This is a genomic window from Streptomyces acidicola (assembly GCF_009377235.1).
Lineage (GTDB): Bacteria > Actinomycetota > Actinomycetes > Streptomycetales > Streptomycetaceae > Streptomyces > Streptomyces acidicola.
This window is the reverse complement of record NZ_VMNX01000134.1, coordinates 1-24,965: the sequence shown is the minus strand read 5'-3', so window position 1 is coordinate 24,965 and position 24,965 is coordinate 1. Positions and strand designations below refer to the sequence as shown.

22 protein-coding genes and 1 pseudogene are annotated in these 24,965 nt (G+C 71.0%); 16 read left to right on the top strand and 7 right to left on the bottom strand.

Annotation, left to right across the window (positions count from 1 at the left end; translation table 11 throughout):
• Positions 1–88: 88 nt before the first annotated feature.
• Positions 89–2,377: an SF1B family DNA helicase RecD2 gene (gene recD2, locus FPZ41_RS29030; protein WP_152866616.1), complete on the bottom strand. Its 2,289-nt coding sequence runs from the start codon at positions 2,375–2,377 to the stop codon at positions 89–91.
• 266 nt (positions 2,378–2,643) lie between these two features.
• Between recD2 and FPZ41_RS29025 the strand changes: the two genes are divergently transcribed.
• The 5 genes from FPZ41_RS29025 to rbsD all read left to right on the top strand — a co-directional run bounded on the left by FPZ41_RS29025 (position 2,644) and on the right by rbsD (position 8,705).
• On the top strand, positions 2,644–3,657 hold the full coding sequence (locus tag FPZ41_RS29025; protein WP_152866615.1) for a LacI family DNA-binding transcriptional regulator: 1,014 nt from the start codon (positions 2,644–2,646) through the stop codon (positions 3,655–3,657).
• Positions 3,654–5,273 (top strand): sugar ABC transporter ATP-binding protein, encoded by a 1,620-nt coding sequence (locus FPZ41_RS29020; protein ID WP_322620865.1) that lies wholly within the window; start codon positions 3,654–3,656, stop codon positions 5,271–5,273. The genes FPZ41_RS29025 and FPZ41_RS29020 overlap by 4 nt, the downstream gene beginning before the upstream one ends.
• On the top strand, positions 5,263–7,236 hold the full coding sequence (locus FPZ41_RS29015; RefSeq protein ID WP_322620864.1) for an ABC transporter permease/substrate-binding protein: 1,974 nt from the start codon (positions 5,263–5,265) through the stop codon (positions 7,234–7,236). Before FPZ41_RS29020 ends, FPZ41_RS29015 begins: the two co-directional genes overlap by 11 nt.
• A gap of 141 nt (positions 7,237–7,377) precedes the next feature.
• Positions 7,378–8,307 (top strand): ribokinase, encoded by a 930-nt coding sequence (locus tag FPZ41_RS29010; protein WP_152866613.1) that lies wholly within the window; start codon positions 7,378–7,380, stop codon positions 8,305–8,307.
• On the top strand, positions 8,304–8,705 hold the full coding sequence (gene rbsD / locus FPZ41_RS29005; protein ID WP_322620863.1) for a D-ribose pyranase: 402 nt from the start codon (positions 8,304–8,306) through the stop codon (positions 8,703–8,705). Before FPZ41_RS29010 ends, rbsD begins: the two co-directional genes overlap by 4 nt.
• A 219-nt stretch (positions 8,706–8,924) precedes the next feature.
• On the opposite strand, the gene FPZ41_RS29000 is transcribed toward rbsD, so the two are convergent.
• Together FPZ41_RS29000 and FPZ41_RS28995 are read right to left on the bottom strand one after the other, a co-directional pair.
• Entirely contained in the window at positions 8,925–9,431 is a 507-nt protein-coding gene (locus tag FPZ41_RS29000) for a GNAT family N-acetyltransferase (RefSeq protein ID WP_152866623.1), read from the bottom strand.
• Positions 9,432–9,551: 120 nt separating this feature from the next.
• Positions 9,552–9,923 (bottom strand): annotated as a pseudogene (locus FPZ41_RS28995) (ATP-binding protein); the annotation flags it as partial.
• A gap of 158 nt (positions 9,924–10,081) precedes the next feature.
• On the opposite strand from FPZ41_RS28995, the gene FPZ41_RS28990 reads away from it, so the two are divergent.
• The 3 genes from FPZ41_RS28990 to FPZ41_RS28980 are packed head-to-tail and all read left to right on the top strand — an operon-like array spanning position 10,082 to position 12,259.
• Positions 10,082–10,927 carry a helix-turn-helix domain-containing protein gene (locus tag FPZ41_RS28990; protein WP_228023042.1) on the top strand — a complete coding sequence of 282 codons (846 nt, stop codon included), beginning with the start codon at positions 10,082–10,084 and terminating at the stop codon, positions 10,925–10,927.
• Positions 10,924–11,109 carry a DUF397 domain-containing protein gene (locus FPZ41_RS28985; RefSeq protein WP_152866611.1) on the top strand — a complete coding sequence of 62 codons (186 nt, stop codon included), beginning with the start codon at positions 10,924–10,926 and terminating at the stop codon, positions 11,107–11,109. The genes FPZ41_RS28990 and FPZ41_RS28985 overlap by 4 nt, the downstream gene beginning before the upstream one ends.
• The gene (locus FPZ41_RS28980) at positions 11,093–12,259 is read left to right on the top strand and encodes a MalY/PatB family protein (RefSeq protein WP_152866610.1); all 1,167 of its coding nucleotides are present in this window, start codon (positions 11,093–11,095) and stop codon (positions 12,257–12,259) included. Before FPZ41_RS28985 ends, FPZ41_RS28980 begins: the two co-directional genes overlap by 17 nt.
• Here FPZ41_RS28980 and FPZ41_RS28975 read toward each other — a convergent pair whose 3' ends face one another.
• Together FPZ41_RS28975 and FPZ41_RS28970 are read right to left on the bottom strand one after the other, a co-directional pair.
• A complete protein-coding gene (locus FPZ41_RS28975; RefSeq protein WP_152866622.1) occupies positions 12,260–13,102 on the bottom strand; it encodes an NAD(P)H-binding protein in 843 nt (280 codons plus the stop codon).
• A gap of 59 nt (positions 13,103–13,161) precedes the next feature.
• Positions 13,162–13,596 carry a nuclear transport factor 2 family protein gene (locus FPZ41_RS28970; protein ID WP_152866609.1) on the bottom strand — a complete coding sequence of 145 codons (435 nt, stop codon included), beginning with the start codon at positions 13,594–13,596 and terminating at the stop codon, positions 13,162–13,164.
• A gap of 113 nt (positions 13,597–13,709) precedes the next feature.
• Here FPZ41_RS28970 and FPZ41_RS28965 point away from each other — a divergent pair, with 113 nt between their 5' ends.
• On the top strand, positions 13,710–14,294 hold the full coding sequence (locus FPZ41_RS28965) for a TetR/AcrR family transcriptional regulator (RefSeq protein WP_322620862.1): 585 nt from the start codon (positions 13,710–13,712) through the stop codon (positions 14,292–14,294).
• Positions 14,295–14,546: 252 nt separating this feature from the next.
• On the opposite strand, the gene FPZ41_RS28960 is transcribed toward FPZ41_RS28965, so the two are convergent.
• Positions 14,547–15,587 (bottom strand): LacI family DNA-binding transcriptional regulator, encoded by a 1,041-nt coding sequence (locus tag FPZ41_RS28960; protein WP_152866608.1) that lies wholly within the window; start codon positions 15,585–15,587, stop codon positions 14,547–14,549.
• 588 nt (positions 15,588–16,175) lie between these two features.
• Between FPZ41_RS28960 and FPZ41_RS28955 the strand changes: the two genes are divergently transcribed.
• From FPZ41_RS28955 to FPZ41_RS28930, 6 genes are all read left to right on the top strand, one after another.
• A complete protein-coding gene (locus FPZ41_RS28955; protein ID WP_322620861.1) occupies positions 16,176–17,327 on the top strand; it encodes a Gfo/Idh/MocA family protein in 1,152 nt (383 codons plus the stop codon).
• Positions 17,324–18,493, top strand: coding sequence for a dihydrodipicolinate synthase family protein (locus tag FPZ41_RS28950; protein ID WP_322620860.1), 1,170 nt, complete (start codon positions 17,324–17,326; stop codon positions 18,491–18,493). Before FPZ41_RS28955 ends, FPZ41_RS28950 begins: the two co-directional genes overlap by 4 nt.
• A 17-nt stretch (positions 18,494–18,510) precedes the next feature.
• On the top strand, positions 18,511–19,353 hold the full coding sequence (locus tag FPZ41_RS28945; protein ID WP_152866618.1) for a sugar phosphate isomerase/epimerase family protein: 843 nt from the start codon (positions 18,511–18,513) through the stop codon (positions 19,351–19,353).
• A gap of 277 nt (positions 19,354–19,630) precedes the next feature.
• Positions 19,631–20,569: a bifunctional helix-turn-helix transcriptional regulator/GNAT family N-acetyltransferase gene (locus FPZ41_RS28940; protein WP_152866607.1), complete on the top strand. Its 939-nt coding sequence runs from the start codon at positions 19,631–19,633 to the stop codon at positions 20,567–20,569.
• 178 nt (positions 20,570–20,747) lie between these two features.
• Positions 20,748–21,545 carry a sugar phosphate isomerase/epimerase family protein gene (locus FPZ41_RS28935; protein WP_322620859.1) on the top strand — a complete coding sequence of 266 codons (798 nt, stop codon included), beginning with the start codon at positions 20,748–20,750 and terminating at the stop codon, positions 21,543–21,545.
• A 231-nt stretch (positions 21,546–21,776) separates the two neighbouring features.
• Complete coding sequence (locus FPZ41_RS28930) at positions 21,777–22,673, top strand: MHYT domain-containing protein (protein ID WP_152866606.1); 897 nt, start codon at positions 21,777–21,779, stop codon at positions 22,671–22,673.
• Between the two features lie 49 nt (positions 22,674–22,722).
• Here FPZ41_RS28930 and FPZ41_RS28925 read toward each other — a convergent pair whose 3' ends face one another.
• Positions 22,723–23,664, bottom strand: a complete 942-nt coding sequence (locus tag FPZ41_RS28925; RefSeq protein WP_152866605.1) for an EamA family transporter — start codon at positions 23,662–23,664, stop codon at positions 22,723–22,725.
• A gap of 87 nt (positions 23,665–23,751) precedes the next feature.
• Between FPZ41_RS28925 and FPZ41_RS28920 the strand changes: the two genes are divergently transcribed.
• The gene (locus FPZ41_RS28920) at positions 23,752–24,663 is read left to right on the top strand and encodes a LysR family transcriptional regulator (protein WP_152866604.1); all 912 of its coding nucleotides are present in this window, start codon (positions 23,752–23,754) and stop codon (positions 24,661–24,663) included.
• The last annotated feature ends 302 nt before the right edge of the window (positions 24,664–24,965 follow it).

Here is a 24,965-nt window from a genome sequence, read left to right as displayed (position 1 = left end):
ATGGGACGGGTAGGGACGGCGGGGGCGAGAAACCACGTGGTCCGGGTGGGCCCTCCGGCAGTGGGTCCTCCCGCGGAGCGGCGGTGTCTCAATCCTCCATCAGCCGGGGCGCCAGCCGGAAGTCGAGCGCCGTGCAGCGGCGACCCGCCGACACCGTGCGGACCGCCTGGCCGATCGCCTTGCGGGAGCCGACGAGGACGACCAGCTTCTTGGCCCGCGTCACGGCGGTGTAGATCAGGTTGCGCTGGAGCATCATCCACGCGCCGGTCGTGACCGGGATGACGACCGCCGGGTACTCGCTTCCCTGCGAGCGGTGGATCGTCACCGCGTACGCGTGCGCCAGCTCGTCCAGTTCGTCGAACTCGTACGGCACCTCCTCGTCCTCGTCCGTCAGCACCGTCAGGCGCTGGTCGACCGGATCGAGCGCGGTGACCACGCCGACGGTGCCGTTGAAGACGCCGTTCGCGCCCTTGTCGTAGTTGTTGCGGATCTGGGTGACCTTGTCGCCGACGCGGAAGACCCGGCCGCCGAACCGCTTCTCGGGAAGGTCCGGGCGGGCGGGCGTGATGGCCTGCTGGAGCAGCCCGTTGAGGGTGCCCGCTCCCGCCGGGCCACGGTGCATGGGGGCCAGCACCTGCACGTCACGCCGCGGGTCCAGGCCGAACTTCGCGGGGATCCGCCGGGCCGCCACGTCCACCGTGAGCCGGCCGGCCTCCTCCGTGTCGTCCTCGACGAAGAGGAAGAAGTCCTTCATGCCGTCGGTGACCGGGTGCTGCCCGGAGTTGATCCGGTGGGCGTTCGTCACGACGCCCGACTGCTGGGCCTGACGGAAGACACGGGTCAGACGGACCGCCGGGATCGGGCTGCCGTCGGCCAGCAGGTCGCGCAGCACCTCGCCCGCGCCCACGCTCGGCAACTGGTCCACGTCCCCGACGAAGAGGAGATGGGCCCCCGGCGGCACCGCCTTCACCAGCTTGTTGGCGAGGAGGAGGTCGAGCATGGACGCCTCGTCGACGACCACGAGGTCCGCGTCCAGAGGGCGGTCCCTGTCGTACGCCGCGTCACCGCCGGGCTTGAGCTCCAGGAGGCGGTGGACGGTGGAGGCGTCGGCGCCCGTGAGTTCGGCGAGCCGCTTGGCGGCCCTGCCCGTGGGCGCGGCCAGCACCACCTTCGCCTTCTTGGCACGGGCCAGCTCCACGATCGAGCGGACCGTGAAGGACTTGCCGCAGCCGGGGCCGCCGGTGAGGACGGCGACCTTCTCGGTGAGCGCCAGCCGGACCGCCTCCTCCTGCTCGGGGGCGAGCTCGACGCCCGTACGCCCCTTCAGCCAGGCCAGCGCCTTGTCCCAGGCCACGTCACGGAACGCGGGCATGCGGTCCTCGTCCGTGCGGAGCAGCCTCAGGAGCTGGGCGGAGAGGGAGAGTTCGGCCCGGTGGAAGGGGACCAGGTAGATGGCGGTCACCGGGGTGCCGCCGTCCGGGGCGGGGACCTTCTCCCGTACGACACCGGGGTCCGCGTCGTCCTCGGGCGGCGCCGCCAGCTCCGCCAGGCACTCGATGACCAGGCCGGTGTCCACCTGGAGCAGCTTCACCGCGTCGGCGATCAGCTTCTCCTCGGGGAGGTAGCAGTGCCCCTGGTCCGCGGACTGCGACAGGGCGTACTGGAGGCCGGCCTTGACGCGCTCCGGGCTGTCGTGCGGGATGCCCACGGACTGGGCGATCTTGTCGGCGGTGAGGAAGCCGATGCCCCAGACGTCGGCCGCGAGGCGGTACGGCTGGTTCTTCACGACGGAGATCGAGGCGTCGCCGTACTTCTTGTAGATGCGCACGGCGATGGACGTCGACACCTCGACGGTCTGGAGGAAGAGCATGACCTCCTTGATCGCCTTCTGCTCCTCCCAGGCGTCCGCGATCTTCTTGGTGCGCTTGGGGCCGAGGCCGGGGACCTCGATGAGCCGCTTGGGCTCCTCCTCGATGATCTGCAGCGTGTCCAGGCCGAAGTGCTGGGTGATGCGGTCGGCGAAGACCGGACCGATGCCCTTGACCAGGCCCGAGCCCAGGTAGCGGCGGATGCCCTGGACGGTGGCCGGGAGCACCGTCGTGTAGTTCTCGACGGTGAACTGTTTTCCGTACTGGGGGTGGGAGCCCCAGCGGCCCTCCATGCGCAGGGACTCGCCGACCTGGGCGCCGAGGAGTGCGCCCACGACCGTGAGGAGGTCGCCGGCGCCCCGGCCGGTGTCCACGCGGGCCACCGTGTAACCGTTCTCCTCGTTGGCGTACGTGATCCGCTCCAGGACACCTTCGAGTACGGCAAGCTGCCGTGCCCCGGCCGCCGTCGCGTTCCCCGCACTGCCCGCGTTCCCCACCTGATTGGACATGATCCGACGCTACCGCTCGGCTCGGACAGTGCGCGGCGGCTCGGACAGTGCGGGCCGGGACGCCTTCGCGCGGCTCGCGCCTGCCCGCCGCAAGGTCGGTGGTGGATACGGCGCCCGTCGGCCGCAGCCGACGGCCCTGACGGGCTTTCACCTGGTCACCGTCGCATCACGATCTGGTCTCGGGGTCCCACCCAGGTCTTGCGTCATCCTCGTGTAATCGATTCCAATCCCTCGTGTAATCGATTCCACGAGGAGGTGGAGCGACGATGGCGAGCATCAAGGACGTCGCCGCCGAGGCGGGAGTGTCCGTCGCCACGGTCTCGCGTGTCCTGAACGACCACCCGTCGGTCAGCCCGGAGGCACGCACGCGCGTGCTGGCCGCCGTCGAGGCCCTGGGCTACCGCCCGAACGCCGTCGCCCGCTCCCTGCGCACCGACCAGACCCACACGCTCGGCCTGGTCATCAGCGACGTGATGAACCCCTACTTCACGGAACTGGCCCGTGCCGTCGAGGAGGAGGCCCGCGCCCTCGGCTACAGCGTCATCTTCGGCAACGCCGACGAGCGGCGCGACCTCCAGGACCACCATGTACGGACCCTCCTGGACCGCCGGATCGACGGGCTCCTGGTCTCCCCCACCGACGGCGGCTCCCCGCTGATGCTGGACGCCGTGCGGTCGGGGACACCGATGGTGTTCGTGGACCGGTGGATCGCCGGCATGGACGTGCCGGTCGTCCGGGCGGACGGGCGGCAGGCCGTACGGGACCTCGTCGCCCATCTGCACGGGCTCGGCCACCGCAGGCTCGCCATCATCGCGGGCCCCGCGGCGACCACGACCGGCCGGGAGCGCGTCGACGCCTTCAGGGAGGCCCTGCGCGCCTACGACCTGGAACTGCCCGACGACCACATAGGCCAGGGTGACTTCCAGGCCGAGAGCGGCCGACGGGCCACCGAGCGGTTCCTGGACCTGCCCGAGCCCCCCGAGGTCGTCTTCGCCGCCGACAACCTGATGGCGCTCGGCGTGCTGGACGCCGTCCGCGCGCGCGGGTTGCGGATTCCCGAGGACATCGGGCTGGCCGCGTTCGACGACATCCCGTGGTTCGTGCACACCGATCCGCCGATCACCGCGGTCGCCCAGCCGACACGCGAGCTGGGCCGCGCCGCCGTACGCGCCCTGGTCGACCGCATCGAGGGCCGCACCCCGAAGTCCGTCACCCTCCCCGCCCGTCTCGTCGTACGCCGCTCGTGCGGCGAGACCGCCCCCGAAAGGAGCACGTCGTGAGCGACCCGGACGAGTCGACGCGCAACGAACAGCCGCGCAATGAACTACTGCGCAATGAACTACTGCGCATCGAAGGCATACGGAAGACCTTCCCCGGCGTGGTCGCGCTCGACGGCGTCGACTTCGATCTGCGCCGCGGCGAGGTGCACGTACTCCTCGGCGAGAACGGCGCGGGCAAGAGCACACTCATCAAGATGCTGTCCGGCGCCTACCGCCCCGATGCCGGGCGCGTCGTGGTGGGCGGCGAGGAGGTGCGCATCCATGGTGCGCAGGACTCCGAGCGCCTCGGGATCGCCACCATCTACCAGGAGTTCAACCTGGTTCCCGATCTGACGGTCGCCGAGAACATCTTCCTGGGGCGGCAGCCGCGCCGCTTCGGGCTGATCGACCGGAAGCGGATGGAGGCCGACGCCACCGAGCTCCTCGAACGCGTCGGCGTGAACGTGTCTCCACGCGCGCGCGTGCGGGAACTCGGCATCGCCCGCCTCCAGATGGTCGAGATCGCGAAGGCGCTGAGCCTTGACGCGCGTGTGCTGATCATGGACGAGCCGACCGCGGTGCTCACCTCCGAGGAGGTCGACAAGCTCTTCGCGATCGTGCGCAGGCTGCGCGAGGACGGCGTAGGGATCGTCTTCATCACCCACCACCTGGAGGAGATCGCCGCCCTGGGCGACCGCGTCACGGTCATCCGGGACGGCAGGAGCGTCGGCCAGGTGCCCGCGTCCACACCCGAGGACGAGCTCGTCAGGCTCATGGTGGGCCGCTCCATCGAGCAGCAGTACCCGCGCGAACGCCCGGACACAGGTGAGGCGTTGCTGCACGTCGAGGGGCTGACCAGGGACGGCGTCTTCCACGACGTGAGCTTCGAGGTGCGGGCCGGCGAGGTCGTCGGCGTCGCGGGCCTCGTCGGGGCCGGCCGTACGGAGGTCGTGCGGGCGGTGTTCGGCGCCGACCCGTACGACAAGGGCCTCGTCAAGGTCGCGGGCGCCGAGCTGCGCCGCCACGACGTCAACGCCGCCATGCGGGCCGGGATCGGGCTCGTCCCCGAGGACCGCAAGGGCCAGGGGCTCGTCCTGGACGCCTCCGTGGCGGAGAACCTGGGCCTGGTCACCCTGCGCGGCGCGACCAGGGGCGGCTTCGTCGACCTCAAGGGGCAGCACGAGGCGGCCGCCCGGATCGCCGAGCAACTCGGTGTGCGCATGGCCGGGCTCCACCAGCACGTACGCACCCTCTCCGGCGGCAACCAGCAGAAGGTCGTCATCGGCAAGTGGCTGCTCGCCGACACCAAGGTGCTCATCCTCGACGAGCCCACGCGCGGCATCGACGTCGGCGCCAAGGTCGAGATCTACCAGCTCATCAACGAGCTGACGGCCGCCGGAGCCGCCGTCCTGATGATCTCCAGTGACCTGCCCGAGGTGCTCGGCATGAGCGACCGGGTCCTGGTGATGGCCCAGGGCCGCATCGCGGGCGAACTCCCCGCCGCCGAGGCCACCCAGGACGCGGTCATGGCCCTCGCCGTCAGCGCACCCACCACCGCATCCGAATCCACCCCCCTACCCGCATCCGCTACTGAGAAGACCGAGAAGACCGAAGTGGAGGCCCCCCGTGGCCACTGACACGCTCAAGAGCCAGTCGGGCGCGAGTGGCGCCTCGGGCGGCCTGCGCCGCATCCTGCTCGACAACGGCGCGCTCACCGCGCTGATCCTCCTCGTCGTCGCGATGTCGGCCCTGTCGGGCGACTTCCTGACGACGGACAACCTGCTCAACATCGGCGTCCAGGCCGCCGTGACCGCCATCCTCGCCTTCGGCGTCACCTTCGTGATCGTGTCGGCGGGCATCGACCTCTCGGTCGGCTCGGTCGCCGCGCTGTCGGCCACGGTGCTGGCGTGGAGCGCGACATCGGAGGGTGTCCCGGTCTGGACAGCCGTGATACTCGCGGTCGCCACGGGCATCGCCTGCGGCCTCGTCAACGGCGTCCTCGTCTCGTACGGGAAGCTCCCGCCGTTCATCGCCACGCTGGCCATGCTGTCGGTGGGCCGCGGCCTGTCCCTGGTGATCTCGCAGGGCAGCCCGATCGCGTTCCCCGACTCGGTCTCGCACCTCGGTGACACGCTCGGCGGCTGGCTGCCGGTGCCCGTGCTCGTCATGATCGTCATGGGGCTGGTCACGGCCGTGATCCTGGGCCGTACCTACATCGGCCGCGCCATGTACGCGATCGGTGGCAACGAGGAGGCCGCCCGCCTGTCCGGTCTGCGCGTGAAGAAGCAGAAGCTCGTCATCTACGCGCTGTCCGGTCTCTTCGCCGCCGCCGCGGGCATCGTGCTCGCCTCCCGTCTGTCCTCCGCGCAGCCGCAGGCCGCGCAGGGCTACGAGCTGGACGCCATCGCCGCGGTCGTCATCGGCGGTGCCTCGCTGGCCGGCGGTACGGGCAAGGCGTCCGGCACGCTGATCGGCGCGCTGATCCTGGCGGTGCTGCGCAACGGCCTCAACCTCCTGTCGGTGTCGGCGTTCTGGCAGCAGGTCGTCATCGGTGTCGTGATCGCGCTGGCGGTGCTGCTGGACACGCTGCGCAGGAAGGCCGGGTCGCCCGGAGCCGCGGCCGGTACGGGCGGAGGCGGGGGCGGAGGCTCGGTGCTCTCGGGCGGGAAGAGTCCGCTGAAGCTCGCGCTGGCGGCCGTGGTCGTCGCGGCCGTCGTGGGCGCGATGACCTTCGTCAACAGCGGCTCGTCCTCGTCCGCGAACCAGAAGGTCGGGCTGTCCCTCTCCACCCTCAACAACCCCTTCTTCGTGCAGATCAAGAAGGGCGCCCAGGAGGAGGCGAAGAAGCTCGGCGCCGACCTGACCGTCACCGACGCGCAGAACGACGCCTCGCAGCAGGCCAACCAGCTGCAGAACTTCACCAGCGAGGGCCTCGGCTCGATCATCGTCAACCCGGTGGACTCGGACGCGGCGGGCCCCTCGGTGCGTGCCGCGAACAAGGCCGACATCCCCGTCGTCGGCGTCGACCGGGGCGTCAACAAGGCGAACACGGCCGCGCTCGTCGCCTCCGACAACGTCGAGGGCGGCCGGCTGGGCGCCAAGGCCCTGGCCGAGAAGCTGGGCGGCAAGGGCAGGATCGTGATCCTCCAGGGCCTGGCCGGCACGTCCGCGAGCCGTGAGCGCGGCGCGGGCTTCGCGGAGGGCCTCAAGGCCTACCCCGGCATCGAGGTCGTCGCCAGGCAGCCCGCCGACTTCGACCGCACCAAGGGCCTCGACGTCATGACGAACCTGCTCCAGGCCCACCCGGACGTCGACGGCGTCTTCGCCGAGAACGACGAGATGGCACTCGGCGCGATCAAGGCCCTCGGCTCCAAGGCCGGCAAGTCCGTCGCCGTCATCGGCTTCGACGGCACGCCGGACGGCCTGAAGGCGGTCAAGGACGGCACGCTGTACGCCTCCGTCGCCCAGCAGCCGACCGAACTCGGCCGAATAGCGCTCCAGAACGCCCTCAAGGCCGCCGAGGGCGAGAAGGTCGAGAAGACGGTGAAGGTGCCGGTGAAGGTGGTCACGGCGGAGAACGTGGACGAGTTCAGCGGCTGACACGGATTGCCGCGCGGCGCACCGGCTCGACCGGCCGGTGCGCCTCCAGCTCATCCAGGGCTCCGGCTCATCAGCGGCTCCAGCTCATCCATAGCTCCAACTCATCTGTAGCTCCAACTCATTCGTAGAGGGAGACGGTTCATGTACGGCTACGACCTCCTGGTCGTGGGATCGGCCAACGCCGACCTGGTGGTCGGTGTCGAGCGGCGGCCGGGGGCCGGCGAGACGGTCCTCGGCTCCGACCTGGCCCTCCACCCGGGCGGCAAGGGCGCCAACCAGGCGGTGGCCGCCGCCCGGCTCGGGGCCCGTACGGCCCTGCTGGCCCGGGTCGGCGACGACGCGCACGGGCGGCTGCTGCTGGACTCGCAGCGGGAGGCGGGGGTCGACACCGTGGGCGTACTCGTCGGCGGGGCGCCCACCGGGGTCGCGCTGATCACGGTGGACCCGTCCGGGGACAACAGCATCGTGGTGTCGCCCGGGGCCAACGGGCGGCTCGTGCCCGAGGACATCCGGGCGGCGGTGAGCCTGCTGCACGCCTCCTCGGTGGTCTCGGCGCAGCTGGAGATCCCCTTGGAGACGGTCGTGGAGGTGGCACGGAACCTGCCGGACGGCACCCGCTTCGTCCTCAACCCGTCCCCGCCGCAGCCGCTGCCCGACGAGTTGCTCGCCGCCTGTGACCCGCTCATCGTGAACGAGCACGAGGCGCGGGTCATCGCCGGCGGCGACCTGGGGAGCTCCCCCGAGGACTGGGCACGGGCCCTGCTGGCGCTCGGGCCGCGGTCGGTGGTCGTGACGCTGGGCGCGGAGGGCGCGCTGGTGGCGTCCGCCGAGGGCAGTGTGCGCGTGCCGTCGGTGAAGGTGGAGGCCGTGGACACGACGGGGGCGGGGGACGCGTTCACCGCGGCGCTCGCCTGGAAGCTGGGTACGGGTGCGGAGTTGGCCGAGGCCGCCGCGTACGCGGCCCGCGTCGGCGCGGCCGCCGTCACGAAGGCGGGCGCCCAGGTGTCCTTCCCGACCGCGGAGGAGGTCGCGTCCCTGCGAGGCGCGGTCCTGCGAGGTGAGTCCCGGTGAAGCGGACCGGAATACTGAACCGTCACCTGTCGGGTGCCCTCGCCGAGCTCGGCCACGGGCACGGTGTGCTGGTCTGCGACGCGGGCATGCCCATCCCGTCGCCCATCCCGTCCGGTCCGCGCGTGGTGGACCTCGCCTTCCGGGCCGGGGTGCCGTCCTTCGCCGAGGTACTCAACGGGCTGCTCGACGAGCTCGTGATCGAGGGCGCGACCGCCGCGCACGAAGTCCGCGACGCGAACCCGGAGGCGAGCGCCCTGCTCCAGGCCCGCTTCCCCGAGCTGGAACTGGTCTCCCACGAGCAGCTCAAGGCCCTCTCGGCGGACGCGCGGCTGATCGTACGGACCGGGGAGGCACGGCCGTACGCGAACGTGCTGTTGAGGTGCGGCGTCTTCTTCTGACAGCAGCACTCCGGTTCTGACGGCGGCGCTCCGGAAAAACTCCCGGGAACCGTGCAACCCTCCCCGCACCCCGCGGGTCGTACTTGGCATCAGGACCGCTCGGAGGGGGATCTGGGGGGATCGCGGGGGTTCTGATACGGAGGGGGAAACCCCGAGGGGCCCGGTCGAGACAGGACGCTGTCGGTTCTGACCGGGCCCCTCGAATGACCGCGCCAGGTGTCACAGCGCCCGGCGCATGCAGACCCGCGGCCACCGGTCCAGGCCATGTGCCGCTTCGCGCTCGCGGATCTTGCGCAGACCGGGAGTAAGCCCGCTGTCGTCCATGAGCTGGAAACCACAGCGTGCGTAGTAGGGGGCGTTCCACGGGACCTCGGTGAACGTGGTGAGGGTCAGGGCGGGCGCACCCTCGCTCGTGGCGTGGGCCGCCAGATGGTCCAGCAGCGACCGGCCGACTCCGCGACGCGCGCTGTCCGGGTGCACCGAGACCTGCTCGACGTGGAGGTTGCCGTCGACGCGGTCGGCGATCAGGTAGGCGACCGGGGCGTCGGCGTCGTTGGCCGCGAGCCACGCCAGCCCGGCGTGGTGGTACCGGGCGAGCTCGGCCAGCGGGAGCGGCTCGTCCTCGGCGATCTCCGGCATGCCGATGTCCCGGAAGGACTGCCCGGCGGCCCTCTCGATGTCCTGGAGGACGGGCAGTTCGTCCAGGCGTACGGCTCGGATGTGCATGGACGCATTCTCCTCAGCACGCCGCACGGCACCACCGATTAAGGAGCCCAGGTCGATCTCGGCCCGTACGGTCTTGCCGGACGGGTCGCGGTCCAGCACCTCCCAGCGGTCGGCGAGCGCCTCGACGAGGAGCAGCCCGCGTCCGGACTCGTCGAGGGGCTGCGCGGGTCGTACGTCGCCGGGGGCGGGCGGGAGCCGTTCGGCACGTGTGTCCGTCACCTCGACGCACAGGGAACCGGTACCGGTGGCCAGGGAGAGCCGCAGCTCGAAGTCCCGGCCCGGTACGCGGCCGTGGGTCACGGCGTTGGCCGCCAGTTCGGCGACGACCGCCGCGGCCTTCTCCGAGACGTCCGAGCCGTACGGGATGCCCCAGGCCTGGAGCTGGTTGAGAGCGAGGTGACGGGCCAGCCGGGCGCCCAGTGGGGTCGAGCTGAAGCGTTGGGTGAACACACGTACGGTAACCGGGTGTTGGGGGGCGGGTGGTGCTGTCATGCGCCCAATTTGGCGGCCGGAAGGGGCACTTCACCAGGTCAACGCCACGTACGCTCGCGCAGCGTACGCGATTACGGACTGGACAGTACTCGTAACTGTTCGTAACTATGAGCTCGTTGGGTGTGGCAGCAGCGTGGCGTGTGCGCGGGAGGTGGCCAATGGTGGCCGACAGCATGGTGGGCACGGGGACGGGCGGCGAGCCGGAGTCCTCCGACAGTCTGCGGATGTTCGGGGCAGTCGTACAGGCCCTGCGCGAGAACGCGGGGCTGAGCCGGGAGGAGTTCGGCGAGTACGTCCGGTATTCCAAGCACACGGTCGCGTCGGTGGAGTTGGGGCGCCGCATGCCGGACCCGGCGTTCGTCGAGCGAGCGGAGGAGGCGACCGGGAACACGGGGGCGTTACGGAAGGCGGCGGGGCGCCTTGCACGACAGCCGGGGTTGGCGGCTTGGCTTCGGCAGTGGGCGCGGATGGAGCGAACGGCCATCACCCTGTACACGTACGAGTGCCGTCTGATTCCGGGCTTGTTGCAGACGGAGGCGTATGCGCGGACGCTGTTCAGGAACCAGTTGCCTCCCCTGAACGACGAGCAGATCGAGGCGCAGTGGGTGGCACGGGCAGAACGGCAACGGTTGCTACGGGAGCGGCCGAACACGGCGTTCGGCTTCATCTTGGAGGAGGGGGTGTTCCTGCGGCGCACCGGCGGGGTGGAGGTCACGAGGCAGCTCATCGATCACGTGCTGGAACTCGCCGAGCTGCGGAACGTCGAGCTCCAGATCATGCCGCAGGTCCAGGAGACTCATGCGGGGCTCGACGGTCCTGTGCAGCTGTTGGAGACCCCGGAGAACAAGTGGTTCGCCTACTGCGAGGGGCAGGAAAGCGGCCAGCTCATCGCTGACTCAAAGGTGGTCAGCATGCTCCAGATGCGGTATGCCAGGATGCGCTCACAGTCTCTTACTCTCAAAGACTCCATGAGCCTGTTGGAGCGGATGCGAGGAGCACTATGAGCACCAGCGAGCTGACATGGTTCAAGAGCAGCTACAGCAGCGGCGGTTCCGGCGACTGCGTCGAAATAGCTACCACCCCCCACACCATCCACGTCCGCGACTCCAAGAACCCCGAGGCCCCCCACCTCACCCTCTCCCCCACCGCCTGGACCGACTTCCTCGCCCATGCCTCGCGAAGCTGATCCTCTGCGCCGGCTCTCCCTGGAGCAGCTGCGGCAGCGGACGAGCATGAAGTGGCGGACGTACCCCGAGGACGTACTGCCGCTCTGGGTCGCCGAGATGGACGTGCCGCTGGCCGAGCCGGTGGCGCGGGCGATCACCGAGGCGGTGGCGCTCGGGGACACCGGCTATCCGGCCGGGACGGCGTACGCCGAGGCGCTGGCCGGGTTCGCCCGGGAGCGGTGGGGGTGGGACGGGCTCGCCGTGGAGCGTACGGCGATCGTGCCCGATGTGATGCTGGGCATCGTCGAGATGCTCAAGCTGGTCTCCGGCCCGAGCGAACCCGTGGTCGTCAACTCCCCCGTGTACCCGCCCTTCTACCAGTTCGTCGGGAACCTGGGGCGACCGGTCGTGGAGGCACCACTGGGCGCTGACGGCCGGATCGACTTCGCCGTCCTGGAGGGCGCGTTCAGGGAGGTGGCGGCCCACGCGAACCAGCCGGTGTATTTGCTGTGCAGCCCGCACAACCCGACCGGAACCGTGCACACCGCCGACGAGCTGACGCGGGTCGCCCTGCTGGCGAGGACGTACGGGGTGCGTGTCGTGGCGGACGAGATCCACGCCCCGATCGTGGCCGCGGGCGCGTCCTTCGTGCCGTATCTGAGCGTTCCGGGCGGGGAGAACGGCCTGTCGCTGATGTCGGCGTCCAAGGCGTGGAACCTGGCCGGACTCAAGGCCGCCCTCGCCATCGCCGGACCCGACGCGGCCGACGACCTCGCCCGCCTCCCCGAGGAGGTCAGCCACGGCCCCAGCCACGTGGGCATCATCGCCCACACCGCCGCCCTGCGGGACGGCGGCGACTGGCTCGACGCGGTGTTGTCCGGACTCGACGACAACCGCCAACTCCTGGCGGACCTGCTGGCCGAGCACCTGCCCGGCGTCCGTTACGCCCCCGCGCAGGCCACCTACCTGGCGTGGCTGGACTGCCGGGATCTGGGCCTCGGCGACGACCCGGCCGCGGTCTTTCTTGAGCGCGGGCGTGTCGCCCTCAGCTCCGGGACGGACTTCGGGACCGGCGGCGCGGGCTTCGTCCGCCTGAACCTGGCCACCTCGCCGGAACTGATCACCGAGGCGGTACGGCGGATGGCTGCCGCGATCAGAGCCGCCTCCTGATCAGGGGCGGCTGACCACGGCGTCGGATCGTGTCGTCGACTGCCGTTCCAGGAGGGCGCGGAAGCTGCGCGCGGACCGGCCGGTGAGGCGCTGGACGGTGTCGGTGACGCGGTCCTCCGCCCCCTCGGCGATGGCACGGTCCAGGGCGGCCAGCATGGAAGCGAACTCCAGCGGCATCAGCGCCGTGAGGCGGTCGCGCATCTGCTCGTAGGACAGCGGGTGGTGGGCCACGGGCCGACCGGTGACCTCGGTGATGATGGCGGCGATGTCGTCGTAACTGAGCGCCTCCGGTCCGGTGAGGACGAGATCGGCGTTGGGGGCGTGCTCGTCGGTCAGCGCGTGGACGGCGACGGCCGCGATGTCCTCGGCGTCGACGAAGCCGACCCTGCCGGTCCCGGTGGCGGTCGAGATGATGCCGTCCTCACGGATGCTGACGGCGTGCGTGTGCGTGCCGGTGAAGTTCTGCATGAACCAGGAGGGCCGCAGTACGGCCCACTGTTCGAACAGATCGGGCAGGGCCTGGTGCACCGTTCCCACCGCCGGGCCGCCCTCGGGGATGGCCGAGGAGCTGAGGAGCACCGCGCGATGGACGCCGGCGGCGCGGGCCTGCCGGAGGAAGGGCAGCATGACCGCCGCCGGGTCGGAGTCACCCAGGGGCGGTATGAGGTAGACGCGGTCGGCTCCGTCGAGGGCGGCGGCGTGGGTGGCGGGGTCGTACCAGTCGAAGCGGACCGGCTCCGCGCCGGGGACGGGCGTGGCGTTGCGGCTGGCGGCCTTGACGCGGTGGCCGGCGGCGGTCAGCTGCGCGGCGGTGCGGCTGCCGGTGGTGCCGGTGGCGCCCATGACCAGAGTGGTGGCAGTGACCAGAGTGGTGGCGCTGACCAGAGTGGTGCCGGTGGTGCTCAACGGCTGCTCCCGGTGAAGTCGATGCCGGGTTCGCCGGCGGCGAGGGGGTTCCAGTAGTCGCGGTAGGAGGTGATCAGCCCGTCCTGGACGGTCACGACGGCGATGTAGGTCATGTCGTAGGGGCTGTCGGTCTCCACCAGGCGGCCCACGCCGCGCATCTCGACCACGATGGTCTGCGGGTCGGTGGTCTGGTGGATCCGCACGTCGGGGAAGTCGTGCACGTCGATGTGGTCGGGGTACGGGCGCATGTAGGCGTCGATGGCCTCCTTGCCCTCCAGCCGCCGGGGCCAGCCCTGGGGCGCGAAGGGGAACTCCATGACGCCGTCCTCGGCCCACAGGCCGACCCACGCGGGGATGTTCTTGTCCAGCAGCAGTCTCAGGCTGTGGCGGTACACATCCACCGGAGAGGCCGGAGAGGTCGGTGCGGACATGGGTGCCCTCCATCTCGTACATCTCATAGAATCCGGACCGTGAGTCCGCTTTAACGATACGGACCCGGGGTCCGGTTTTGCAAATGAAGGAAATGAAGGAACGGAGGAACCGCGTGCCCGAGCGCAAACCCCGCAAGGACGCTGCCCGCAACCGAGAGGCCGTCCTCGCGGCCGCCGACGCCCTCTTCGCCCGGAGCGAGAGCCCCGAGGACATCACCATGGCCGACGTCGCGGCGGCGGCGGGCGTCGGCAAGGGAACACTCTTCCGCGCCTTCGGCGACCGCTCCGGACTGCTCCGCGCGTTGTACGAGGCCCGGCTCGAACCGGTCAGGGAGGCCATCGAGTCGGGCCCGCCGCCTCTGGGGCCCGGCACCCCACCGCATCAGCGCGTACTCGCCCTGCTCGACTCCGCGCTGTGCTTCAAACTCGACAACCGGCGCCTCGCGCTGGCCCTGGAGGAGAGCGGGAGCACCAGCCCCTACCAGGCGGCGCACTACGACCGGTGGCACAACCTGCTCCAAGGCGTGCTGGAACAGATCCCCGGCCTGGCGGCCGACAGCGACTTCACCGCCCATACCCTGCTCGCCGCCATCCGAGCCGACCTCGTCGAGCACCTGGCCGGAGAGGAGGACGTACCGCGCGAAAAACTCCGCGCTCAGTTGGCGGCCTTTACCACCCGAGCCATCACGGCACCCTGACCAAGGTGACAATTGGCAGATTTGAGCCAGCCCTGATGGCCGTGACCAGGACGTGAAGGGGGAGCGAGTGACTCAAATCTGCCAATTGACCACAGCTCCAGCGCCCCCAGGGGCCCCCGCGCCTCCAGCGCCTCCAGGGGCTCCAGGGGCTCCAGGGGCTCCAGGGGCTCCAGGGGCTCCAGGGGCTCCAGGGGCTCCAGGGGCTCCAGGGGCTCCAGGGGCTCCAAGGGCTCCTACGCCTCCAGGGTTCCCCTACTCCCGAGGCGCCCCCGTAGACCCCCGCACCATCAACTCCCCGCACACCGTGGCGATCCCGCCCGGCGGGGGCTCCTCGCGGCCCATCGCGATACGGCCCGCCCGGGCGCCCGCGTCCGAGAGGGGCAGGTGGACCGTCGTCAGGGCCGGTACCGCGTCGATGCTGAAGGGGAGGTCGTCGAAGCCGGCCACCGAGACGTCGTCGGGGATGCGCAGGCCCGCTTCGCGGAGTGCGGCGCAAGCGCCCAGCGCGACTGTGTCGTTGGCCGCCACCACCGCCGTCAACGACGGGTCGCGGCGCAGGAGTTCGAGGGTCGCGTCGTATCCGGCGCGGCGGTCGTAGCGGCCCCACACCGTGCGCTTCGGGTCGTCCTCGATGCCGTGGGCGGCCAGCGCGTCGCGGTGGCCCTCCAGGCGGTGGCGGGTGGTCGTGCGCTCCTCGGGACCGGCGATGTAGCCGAGGCGGCGGTGGCCGAGGCCGATGAGGTGCTCGGTGAGCTGCCGGCCGCCGCCGCGGTTGTCGAAGGTGAGCGCGATCGCGTCGGGCGAGGGCGGGCGTCCGCACAGGACGACCCGGGTGCCCGCGTCCGCCAGCTTGCGCAGCTTGGTGTCGACGGCGGCCACATGCACGGCGTCCTCGACCGCACCACCGGTGAGAATGACCGCGGCGGCGCGCTGGCGCTGGAGGAGCGTGAGGTAGGTCAGTTCGCGCTCGGGGGAGCCGCCCGTGTTGCACACCACGGCCAGCCGCTCGCCGCCCGCACGGCCGCCCGGCCCGCCGATCTCCGACTGGATGGCGCTCGCCATGATCCCGAAGAAGGGGTCGGCGATGTCGTTCACCAGGATCCCGACCAGGTCGGAGGTGGCGGCCGCCAGCGCGCTCGCCGGGCCGTTCAGGACGTAGTCCAGCTCGTCCACGGCCCGCAACACCCGCTCACGGGTGGACGCGGCCACCGGATAGTTCCCGTTCAGTACCCGGGAGACGGTCGCGGGCGACACCTGCGCGCGGGCCGCCACGTCCGCCAGGGTCACAGTCATCGTTCCTCGTCCTCCGGTCCGGTCCTCGCCACGTCTACTCGTCACCGTGTCGGTCGTCCGTCGTCTCGTCGGGTCTCGTTTGTCTCGTCGACTCGTTGTCTTGCCGATTCGCTGTCTTGCCGATTCGCTGTTCCGTCGACTCGTGCCGTCTCGTCAACTCGCTGTTTCGTCGACTCGCCGTCTCTCCGTCGTCCCCGCTCGCCGCTCCACCGCCCACCCACCGGAACAGCCACCGGAACAGCCACCGGAGCAGCCGTCACACAGACGCCCGGCGCAGCCGTACAGACGCCCGGTGAGGCCGCGGCGGTTGCCGTACACCGGTACGGCCACACCATTGCCGTACGCCCCGCGCGTCCGGCCGAAGCCCTGCGGCAACCGCCCGGAAGCCGCACAGACACCACCAGACACCGCCAGACGCCCTCACGGGAAAGTCCTACACGAAACCGCGCGACTCTCCCCCGCACGGTCTTGTCCGATCCGCCGCACAGAGGCTAGCGTCTCAGCACATAGAAAGCGCTTGCTGTCACCCTCGTCGACGATTCTCCGACGGGGGCGTACGCGGCGCACGGCGCGTACGAAGGGAATGACGTGACACGCAAGACGGTGCGTATCGCCATGAACGGCGTGACCGGGCGCATGGGCTACCGCCAGCACCTCGTCCGGTCCATCCTCGCCATCCGCGAGCAGGGCGGTCTCGACCTGGGCGACGGCACCGTGCTGTGGCCCGAACCGGTCCTCGTCGGCCGCCGCGAACACGCCCTCAAGGCGCTCGCGGAGCAGCACGGCCTGGAGCACTGGTCGACCGACGTGGACGCGGTCCTCGCCGACGAGACCGTGGACCTCTACTTCGACGCCCAGGTCACCTCGGCCCGCGAGGAGGCGCTCAAGAAGGCGATCGCCGCCGGCAAGCACATCTACACCGAGAAGCCGACCGCGACGGGCCTGGAGGGCGCCCTGGAGCTGGCCCGGCTGGCGGACGCGGCCGGCATCAAGCACGGCGTGGTCCAGGACAAGCTCTTCCTGCCCGGCCTGCTCAAGCTCAAGCGGCTGATCGACGGCGGCTTCTTCGGCCGCATCCTCTCCGTGCGTGGCGAGTTCGGCTACTGGGTCTTCGAGGGCGACTGGCAGCCCGCGCAGCGCCCCTCCTGGAACTACCGCACGGAGGACGGCGGCGGCATCGTCGTCGACATGTTCCCGCACTGGGAGTACGTCCTGCACGAGCTCTTCGGCCGGGTCAGGTCCGTCCAGGCGCTCACCGCCACCCACATCCCGCAGCGCTGGGACGAGCAGGACAAGCCGTACGACGCCACGGCCGACGACGCCGCGTACGGCATCTTCGAGCTGGACGGCGGCGCCATCGCCCAGATCAACTCCTCCTGGGCCGTGCGCGTCAACCGCGACGAGCTGGTCGAGTTCCAGGTGGACGGCACGGAGGGCTCGGCGGTGGCCGGGCTGCGCAACTGCCGTGTCCAGCACCGCAGCGCCACACCCAAGCCCGTGTGGAACCCGGACATCCCGGCCACCTACTCCTTCCGCGACCAGTGGCAGGAGGTCCCGGACAACGAGGAGTTCGACAACGGCTTCAAGGCCCAGTGGGAGCTGTTCCTCAGGCACGTCTACGCCGACGCCGACTACCACTGGGACCTGCTGGCCGGCGCCCGCGGCGTGCAGCTCGCCGAGCTGGGCCTGAAGTCCTCGTCCGAGGGCCGCCGTATCGACGTACCGGAGATCCAGCTGTGACGATCCAACTGCCGGGTGCGGACGGTGAGTTGCGCACCTACACTCCTCGCCCTCAGCCCCTCGCCCTCACCACGGGCGCCCCCTTCACCTCCCGTACGGTCTTCTCGGCGGCGCACGTGGTCGCCGACCCGTACGCCGACGTGTCCCCCGACTCGCCCGCCGCCGTCGACTGGGACGCCACCCTCGCCTTCCGCCGCCATCTGTGGTCGCACGGGCTGGGCGTCGCCGAGGCCATGGACACCGCCCAGCGCGGGATGGGCCTGGACTGGGCGGGCGCGGCAGAGCTGATCCGCCGCAGTGCCGCCGAGGCGAAGGCGGTCGGCGGCCGGATCGCGTGCGGGGTCGGGACCGACCAGATCACCTCCGGCTCGCTGATCAACTCCGGCTCCCTGGAGGAGATCCGCAAGGCGTACGAGGAGCAGCTGGCCGTCGTCGAGGAGTCGGGCGCCCAGGCGATCCTGATGGCCTCGCGTGCGCTGGCCGCGGCCGCCTCGGGCCCCGAGGACTACCTGGAGATCTACGGCCATCTGCTGCGCCAGTCCGCCGAGCCGGTCATCCTGCACTGGCTGGGCCCGATGTTCGACCCGGCGCTGGAGGGCTACTGGGGATCGTCGGACCTGGACGCTGCCACGGACACCTTCCTGGACGTGATCGCGGCGCACCCGGACAAGGTGGACGGCATCAAGGTCTCCCTCCTGGACGCCCAGCGGGAGATCGATCTGCGTCGCCGCCTGCCCGAGGGCGTCCGCTGCTACACGGGCGACGACTTCAACTACCCCGAGCTGATCGCGGGCGACGACCAGGGCTTCAGTCACGCCCTGCTCGGCATCTTCGATCCGCTGGGCCCGCTGGCGGCCGAGGCGGTCCGCGTGCTGGACACGGGGGACGTGAAGGGCTTCCGCGAGCTGCTGGACCCCACGGTCGAGCTGTCCCGCCACCTCTTCCAGGCTCCGACGCGCTTCTACAAGACGGGTGTCGTCTTCCTCGCCTGGCTCTCGGGCCATCAGTCGCACTTCACGATGGTCGGGGGCCTGCAGTCGGCCCGCTCGCTCCCGCACTTCGCGAGGGCGTACGAACTGGCCGACGGCCTGGGTCTGTTCCCGGACCCGGCGCCGGCGGAGGAGCGGATGAAGAACCTGCTGGCGATGTACGGGGTGACGCAGTGACCGCCTCCACCACGATCATGACCACCACGACCGGTGATCTGTCCCGCTTCTCCATCAACCAGATGACGGTGAAACAGCTGTCCATGCCCGAACTGGTCGGCGCGTGCGTCGAGTTGGGCGTCCCGGGTGTCGGCCTGTGGCGGGAGCCGGTCCAGTCGTACGGCCTGGAGGCGACGGCCAAGCTGGTCCGCGACGCGGGCCTGGCGGTCACGACGCTGTGCCGGGGCGGCTTCTTCACGGCGATCGACCCCGAGGAGCGGGCGAGGGCCCTGGACGACAACCGGCGGGCCGTCGACGAGGCGGCCACGCTCGGCACGGACACTTTGGTGCTGGTCTCCGGGGGCCTCCCGGCCGGTTCGAAGGACCTGCACGGCGCTCGCGAGCGCATCGCGGACGCGCTCGCCGAGCTGGGTCCGTACGCCGCCGGTCGTGGCGTTCGGCTGGCCATCGAGCCCCTGCACCCGATGTACGCCTCGGACCGCTGTGTGGTGTCCACCCTGGCCCAGGCCCTGGACCTCGCGGAGCGCTTCCCGGCGGACCAGGTGGGCGTGACCGTGGACACGTACCACATCTGGTGGGACGACCACGCGCCCGCGCAGATCGCCCGCGCGGGCGCGGGTGGCCGCATCCACACCTTCCAGCTCGCCGACTGGACCACGCCGCTGCCCGAGGGCGTGCTGAACGGCCGGGGCCAGATCGGCGACGGCGCGATCGACATGCGGGAGTGGAAGTCCTACGTCGAGGCCGCCGGCTACTCCGGCCCCATCGAGGTCGAGCTCTTCAACGACGGGCTGTGGGCACGGGACGGCCGTGAGGTGCTGGCGGAGACGGCGGCGCGGTTCCGGGAGCACGCGGCGTAGGGGTGCCGAGTGCCGTCTGCCGATACGACGGCACGGCAGCCTGCCCTCCCCGTGCAGGGCAGGCTGCCCCCTCCTCTCCTCCCCGGCCGCGAGCAGCCCCAGGTCAGGGGCGGTACACGGCCCCGGTTCCGGCGTGGCCGAGCCATGAGCGCGGCACGCGTCTGTACGTGTCGCCATCCGTTTCCCTGGACGCCCGAGGGAGCCCGGTCGTACGCTCACCCCCACCACATATCTCTGACTGAGTCAGACATCGGATCGAGCTCCGGGGGCGACGATCATGACCGTGCAGGACATCCGCTCGTTCAACCGCTTCTACACGAACGTCATCGGCGCGCTGGACTACGGCCGCCACGTCTACGCGCCGTACACCCTCACCGAGGCCCGCGTGCTGTGGGAGCTGGCGCACTCGTCGCGTACGGACGCGGCGGATCTGCGGACCGAACTATCTTTGGACTCGGGGTACTTGAGCCGACTGCTGGCCAAGTTCGAGGAGGACGGGCTGGTCGAGCGGTCGCGATCGACGCGTGATCCGCGTCGCCGCCGGGTCACATTGACCGCACGCGGGCAGGAGACGGCCGACCTGCTGAACGAGCGGTCCAACGAAACGGTGAGCTCGCTGCTGGCCCGGGTTCCGACAGCGGACCGACCCCGGCTCGCCGAGGCCATGCGCACGATCCGGACGGTCCTGGCCGACGGCCGGGAGCCCCGCGCCGAGGATGTGATCCTGCGCGGGCCCGCCCCCGGTGACCTGGGCTGGATCGTGCAGCGGAACGCCGCCGTCTACGCGGCGGAGTACGGCTTCGACGCGGACTACGAGGGCCTGGTCGCGAGGATCGTCGCGGACTTCGCCGAGGACCACGATCCGGACCTGGAGCGGGTGTGGATCGCGGAGCTGGACGGGCGGCCGGTCGGGTGCGTGATGTGCGTACGGGACGACAACGACCCGCCCGGTGCGGCCCGGCTGCGGCTGCTGCTGGTCGAGCCCGACGCGCGCGGACTCGGCATCGGTGACCGGCTGGTGCGGGCCTGTGTCGAGTTCGCGCGCGAGGCCGGCTACCGCGAGCTGGTCCTGTGGACGAACGACTGTCTGACCTCGGCGCGCAGGATCTACCAGCGTCACGGCTTCACGCTCGTCGCCGAGAAGCCCCACCGCTCCTTCGGCGTGGACCTCGTGGGCCAGGACTGGCGGATGGACCTGCAGGGCACGGCGGAGTGACGGGTACGCCCTCATCACGCCAAGGAGGGCTGCCGTCCGCCGCGTGACGGTTGCCGTACACCGTACGACCGGTATCGTCCGCCGTACGACCGGTATCGTCCGCCGCATGCCCGGCTGTCCCGGGTGACGGATCCGGCCGGGACAGCGCACCCGTCGTTCCTTCAGCGAGGTGGACCACGTGAAACTGGCCTTCTCCACCCTCGGCGTCCCCGGTCTCCCACTGACCGACGTGCAGTGGCTGGCGGCCGAGCACGGTTACCACGGCGTCGAGCTGCGCACACACCCCGAGGAGCCGGTGCACACCGGACTCGGGGCCGCCGAACGGGCCGAGGTGGCCGCCGGGTTCAAGGCGGCGGGCGTGGAGATCCTGAGCCTCGCGGGGTACGTGCGCGTGGCGGCGCCGGGCGACGACGAACCCGTACTCGCCGAGCTGCGCGCGCTTCTCGATCTGGCGCGGGACCTGGGCGCCCCCTTTGTCCGTGTCTTCCCCGGAGGCGGTGAGCAGGACGTCCGGGAGGCGGACGCGACGGCGGCCAGGCGGCTCGGCGCGGCGGCCGAGTACGCCGCCGCCGCGGGCGTGCGCATCCTGCTGGAGACCCATGACTCACATCGGACCGGCGCCGACGCGACCCGCGTGCTCGGGCTGGTCGGCCACCGCCAGGTCGGCGCCCTCTGGGACGTCATGCACACCTGGCTGGGCGGTGAGGAGCCGTCGGCGTCGTACGCGGCACTGTCCCCGTTCCTGGGGTACGTGCAGGTCAAGGACATCGCCTCGGCCGAGGACACCACGCCGCTGCCGCTCGGCGCGGGCGTGCTGCCGCTCACCGAGTGCGTGGACCTGCTCTCCCGGGAGGGCTGGGACGGCTGGCTGTGCTGGGAGTACGAGAAGCGCTGGTACGAGGGGGCCACGCCGCTGCCCGGGCTGCTGCGGGCGGGCCGGGAGCACCTGGCCCGGCTCATGAATGACGCGGCGTGACGGAAAGCCGGGGGCTCGGCGACACCTGAGTGACAGGTGAGTGACATCTGAGCCGACACCGCAAGCGAAACGACGACTCCGACTGAATCGTGTCCATCACTGACCGGATACTGACCGGAAACAATACCCGGCAGTACAAAGTCGATCGGCTACCTGCGGTAACGGATTGCAAAGCCCGCCCACCGCGAGAGACCCTCCCCCAACTGGCGATTTCCGGGGGAGAGTTGGCATATGCAAGGCACAATTGACGCCTTCAGCTACGGCGCGGTCACCCCGCTGGCGGCGTACATCATGGCCTGCTTAGGAGGCGCCCTCGGGCTACGCTGCGTAGTCCGGTCCATCTTCAACAACCAGTCCTGGAAGCCCGGCTGGCTGGCGCTCGGCGCGACGTCGATCGGGTGCGGCATCTGGACCATGCACTTCATCGCCATGATCGGCTTCCGGGTCGAGGAGACCCCGATCCGCTACGACGTGGGGCTGACAGTGCTGAGCCTCGCCGTGGCGATCACCGTCGTCGGCATCGGCGTGTTCGCGGTCGGATACCGCGGGGTCGACGCGCGCACGCTGGGCGTCGCGGGGACCGTCACCGGCCTCGGTGTCGCCGCCATGCACTACCTGGGCATGGCGGCCATGAACCTGAACGGCACCATCCAGTACGACACGTTCACCGTCGCACTCTCGGTGCTGATCGCGATCATCGCGGCGACGAGTGCACTGTGGGCGGCCGTCTCGATCCGCGGCTTTCTGCCCAGCCTGGGAGCCAGCCTGGTCATGGGGCTCGCCGTGTCGGGCATGCACTACACGGGGATGGCCGCCGTGAGCGTGCATCTGCACTCCACCCCCAGCGACACGTGGTCGGGCCAGACACCCACCTCGCTCCTGCTGCCCATGCTCATCGGTCCGGTCGTCTTCCTGGTCCTGGCCGGGGTGGTGGTGATGTTCGATCCGCTGCTGATGCTGGGCGACCTGGAGGCGGAGCGGTCCGGGCGCCGCCCGCGCCCCGTGCCCCGTCGGCCCTCGTGCACCGCGCCGCGCGCCGAGTCCCCCTTCGGGCCGCCGTCTCCGGCGCCCCGCCACGGCGAGGACTGGCAGAGGCCCCGGGCGCAGCAGCACGTCCAGAAGTGGTGAGCTCCCCACACCCGGCCACCCGGCCACCCGGCCGCCGAAGAGCATTCGGTCACGCAGGCTCCTCGGCGCGGTCCCGTGGCGGGGCGTCCGGCAGTCGGACCCTCGCCGACCGCGGGGAAGCCGTGGCGGCCTTCCCCGACGCAGGAGCCAGTGAGGTCAGCGCCACGCCGCCCACGAGCAGGGCCGCCGCGCACCACCGCAGTCCGCTGACGGGCTCCCCGAGGAACAGGGCCGCCGAGGACATTCCGAAGACCGGTACCAGGAGCGAGAAGGGGGCCACCGTCGACGCCGGGTGCCGGCGCAGCAGCCGGCCCCAGGCGCCGAACCCGAAGACCGTGGTGACCCAGGCGACGTAGAGGATCACTCCCGCACCCTGCCAGTCCAGCGCGCGCAGGGCGGCGAGGTCGGCGGACGGGCCCTCCGTGAGCAGGGACAGGAGCAGCAGGGGCAGGACCGGCACCGTGCTGACCCACACCATGAAGTTCAGGGAGTCGGGCGGGGACGCCTTGCGGGTGAGGACGTTGGAGACTCCCCAGCAGACCGCGGCCGCGATGACGAGCGCGAAGGCGCCGAGCGGGCCGCCCGTCCCCTCGTCCACGGCGGCCAGGCCCACCCCGCACAGGGCGACCGCCATGCCCAGGAGCCGTATGCGTGTGGGCCGTTCGCCGAGGACCACGAACGCGATGAGAGCCGTGAAGACGGCCTGGATCTGCAGGACCAGCGAGGACAGCCCGGCGGGCATGCCCGCGTCCATCCCGACGAACAACAACCCGAACTTGGCCACCCCGAGCGCCAGCCCCACCCCCAGGATCCACTTCCACGCGACCTTGGGCCGCCCCACGAAGAAGACGGCGGGCAGGGCGGCCACCAGGAAGCGCAGGGCCGAGAAGAGGAGGGGCGGGAAGTGGTCGAGGCCGATCTCGATGACGGTGAAGTTCACGCCCCAGACGGCGGCGACGAGAACGGCGAGACAGAGATGGGTGGGTCGCATGGTTCGAGCATCGAGGCCCGGACCGTTCAGCACCAGCGATGATTTCTGCACGGATGGATGAAGCAGCGCTTACGTAAGATGGCACGCATGCTCGATCTGCAGCGCCTGCGCGCTCTTCACGCCGTCTCCGTCCACGGCACGGTCGGCGCCGCGGCGGCCGCCCTCGGCTACACGCCCTCCGCCGTGTCCCAGCAGATAGCGAAACTGGAGCGGGAGACGCGGACGGTGCTGCTGGAGCGCCAGGGACGCGGTGTCCGGCTCACCGAGCAGGCGCAGCATCTCGTCGCCACGGCACGGGAGTTGCTCACGATCGTCGAGCGGGCGGAGACCGAGCTGGAGGAGCGGCGCGGGGTGCCGGCGGGGCGGTTGACGGTGGCGGCGTTCGCGAGCGCGGCGCGGGGGCTGATGCCGGGGGTGCTCGCCGATCTGGCGGCGCGTCATCCGGCTCTCGACGCCCGCCTCACGGAGGTGGAGCCGCATCTGTCCGTGGACCTGGTGGCCAAGGGTGCGGTCGACATGGCGGTCGCGCACGACTGGGACATCGCGCCGTTGCCGGCTCCTGAGGGGGTGGAGCAGGCGGTGATCGGTGACGATCTGTGCGACCTGCTGGTCCCCTCGGGGCACCCCTTCGCCGCCCGCCCCTCCGTGCGCCGTACGGATCTCAAGGGTGAGCGCTGGATCTGCCAGCCGCCGGGGCGGGTCTGTCACGACTGGCTGGTCCGTACGCTTCGGGCGGCCGGGTGCGAGCCCGACATCGTCCACCAGGCCGAGGAGAACCCGACGCTCGTCGCCCTCGTCGCGGCGGGGCTCGGTGTTGCCCTGATCCCCCGCCTGGGCCGTGGGCCGCTGCCCGCGGGGGTCGTCGAGGTGCCGCTCGATCCCATGCCGGTGCGTCGCCTGTACGCCCTGTGGCGCACGGGGGCTTCGCGTCGGCCGGCCATCGCGGAAACGGTACGGACGCTTCAGGGGCACTGGCCCAAGGTGGCGGTGTGTAGCTGAGTCGGCCGGTGCGATCTCGTCTGCCGGGTTTCTGTCTGTGGGCGACTGCGGGTTCGTTGTGGCTGGTCGCGCCCACGCGGCCGAGCCGCATATTCAACACAGCCCCGCGCCCCTTAAGAGCACGGGCGCACCCGAGCCCGGGACCGCACCCTCACCCAAACCGCACCGCCGGCCACGCCCGCACCCGCCCACGCACCGCCGGCCATACGCGCACCCACCGCCCGCACACCGGCAGCCGTGCCCACGCCGCCACGCACCGACAGCCGTACCCGCACCCGCCCACGCACCGCCGACCATGGGCA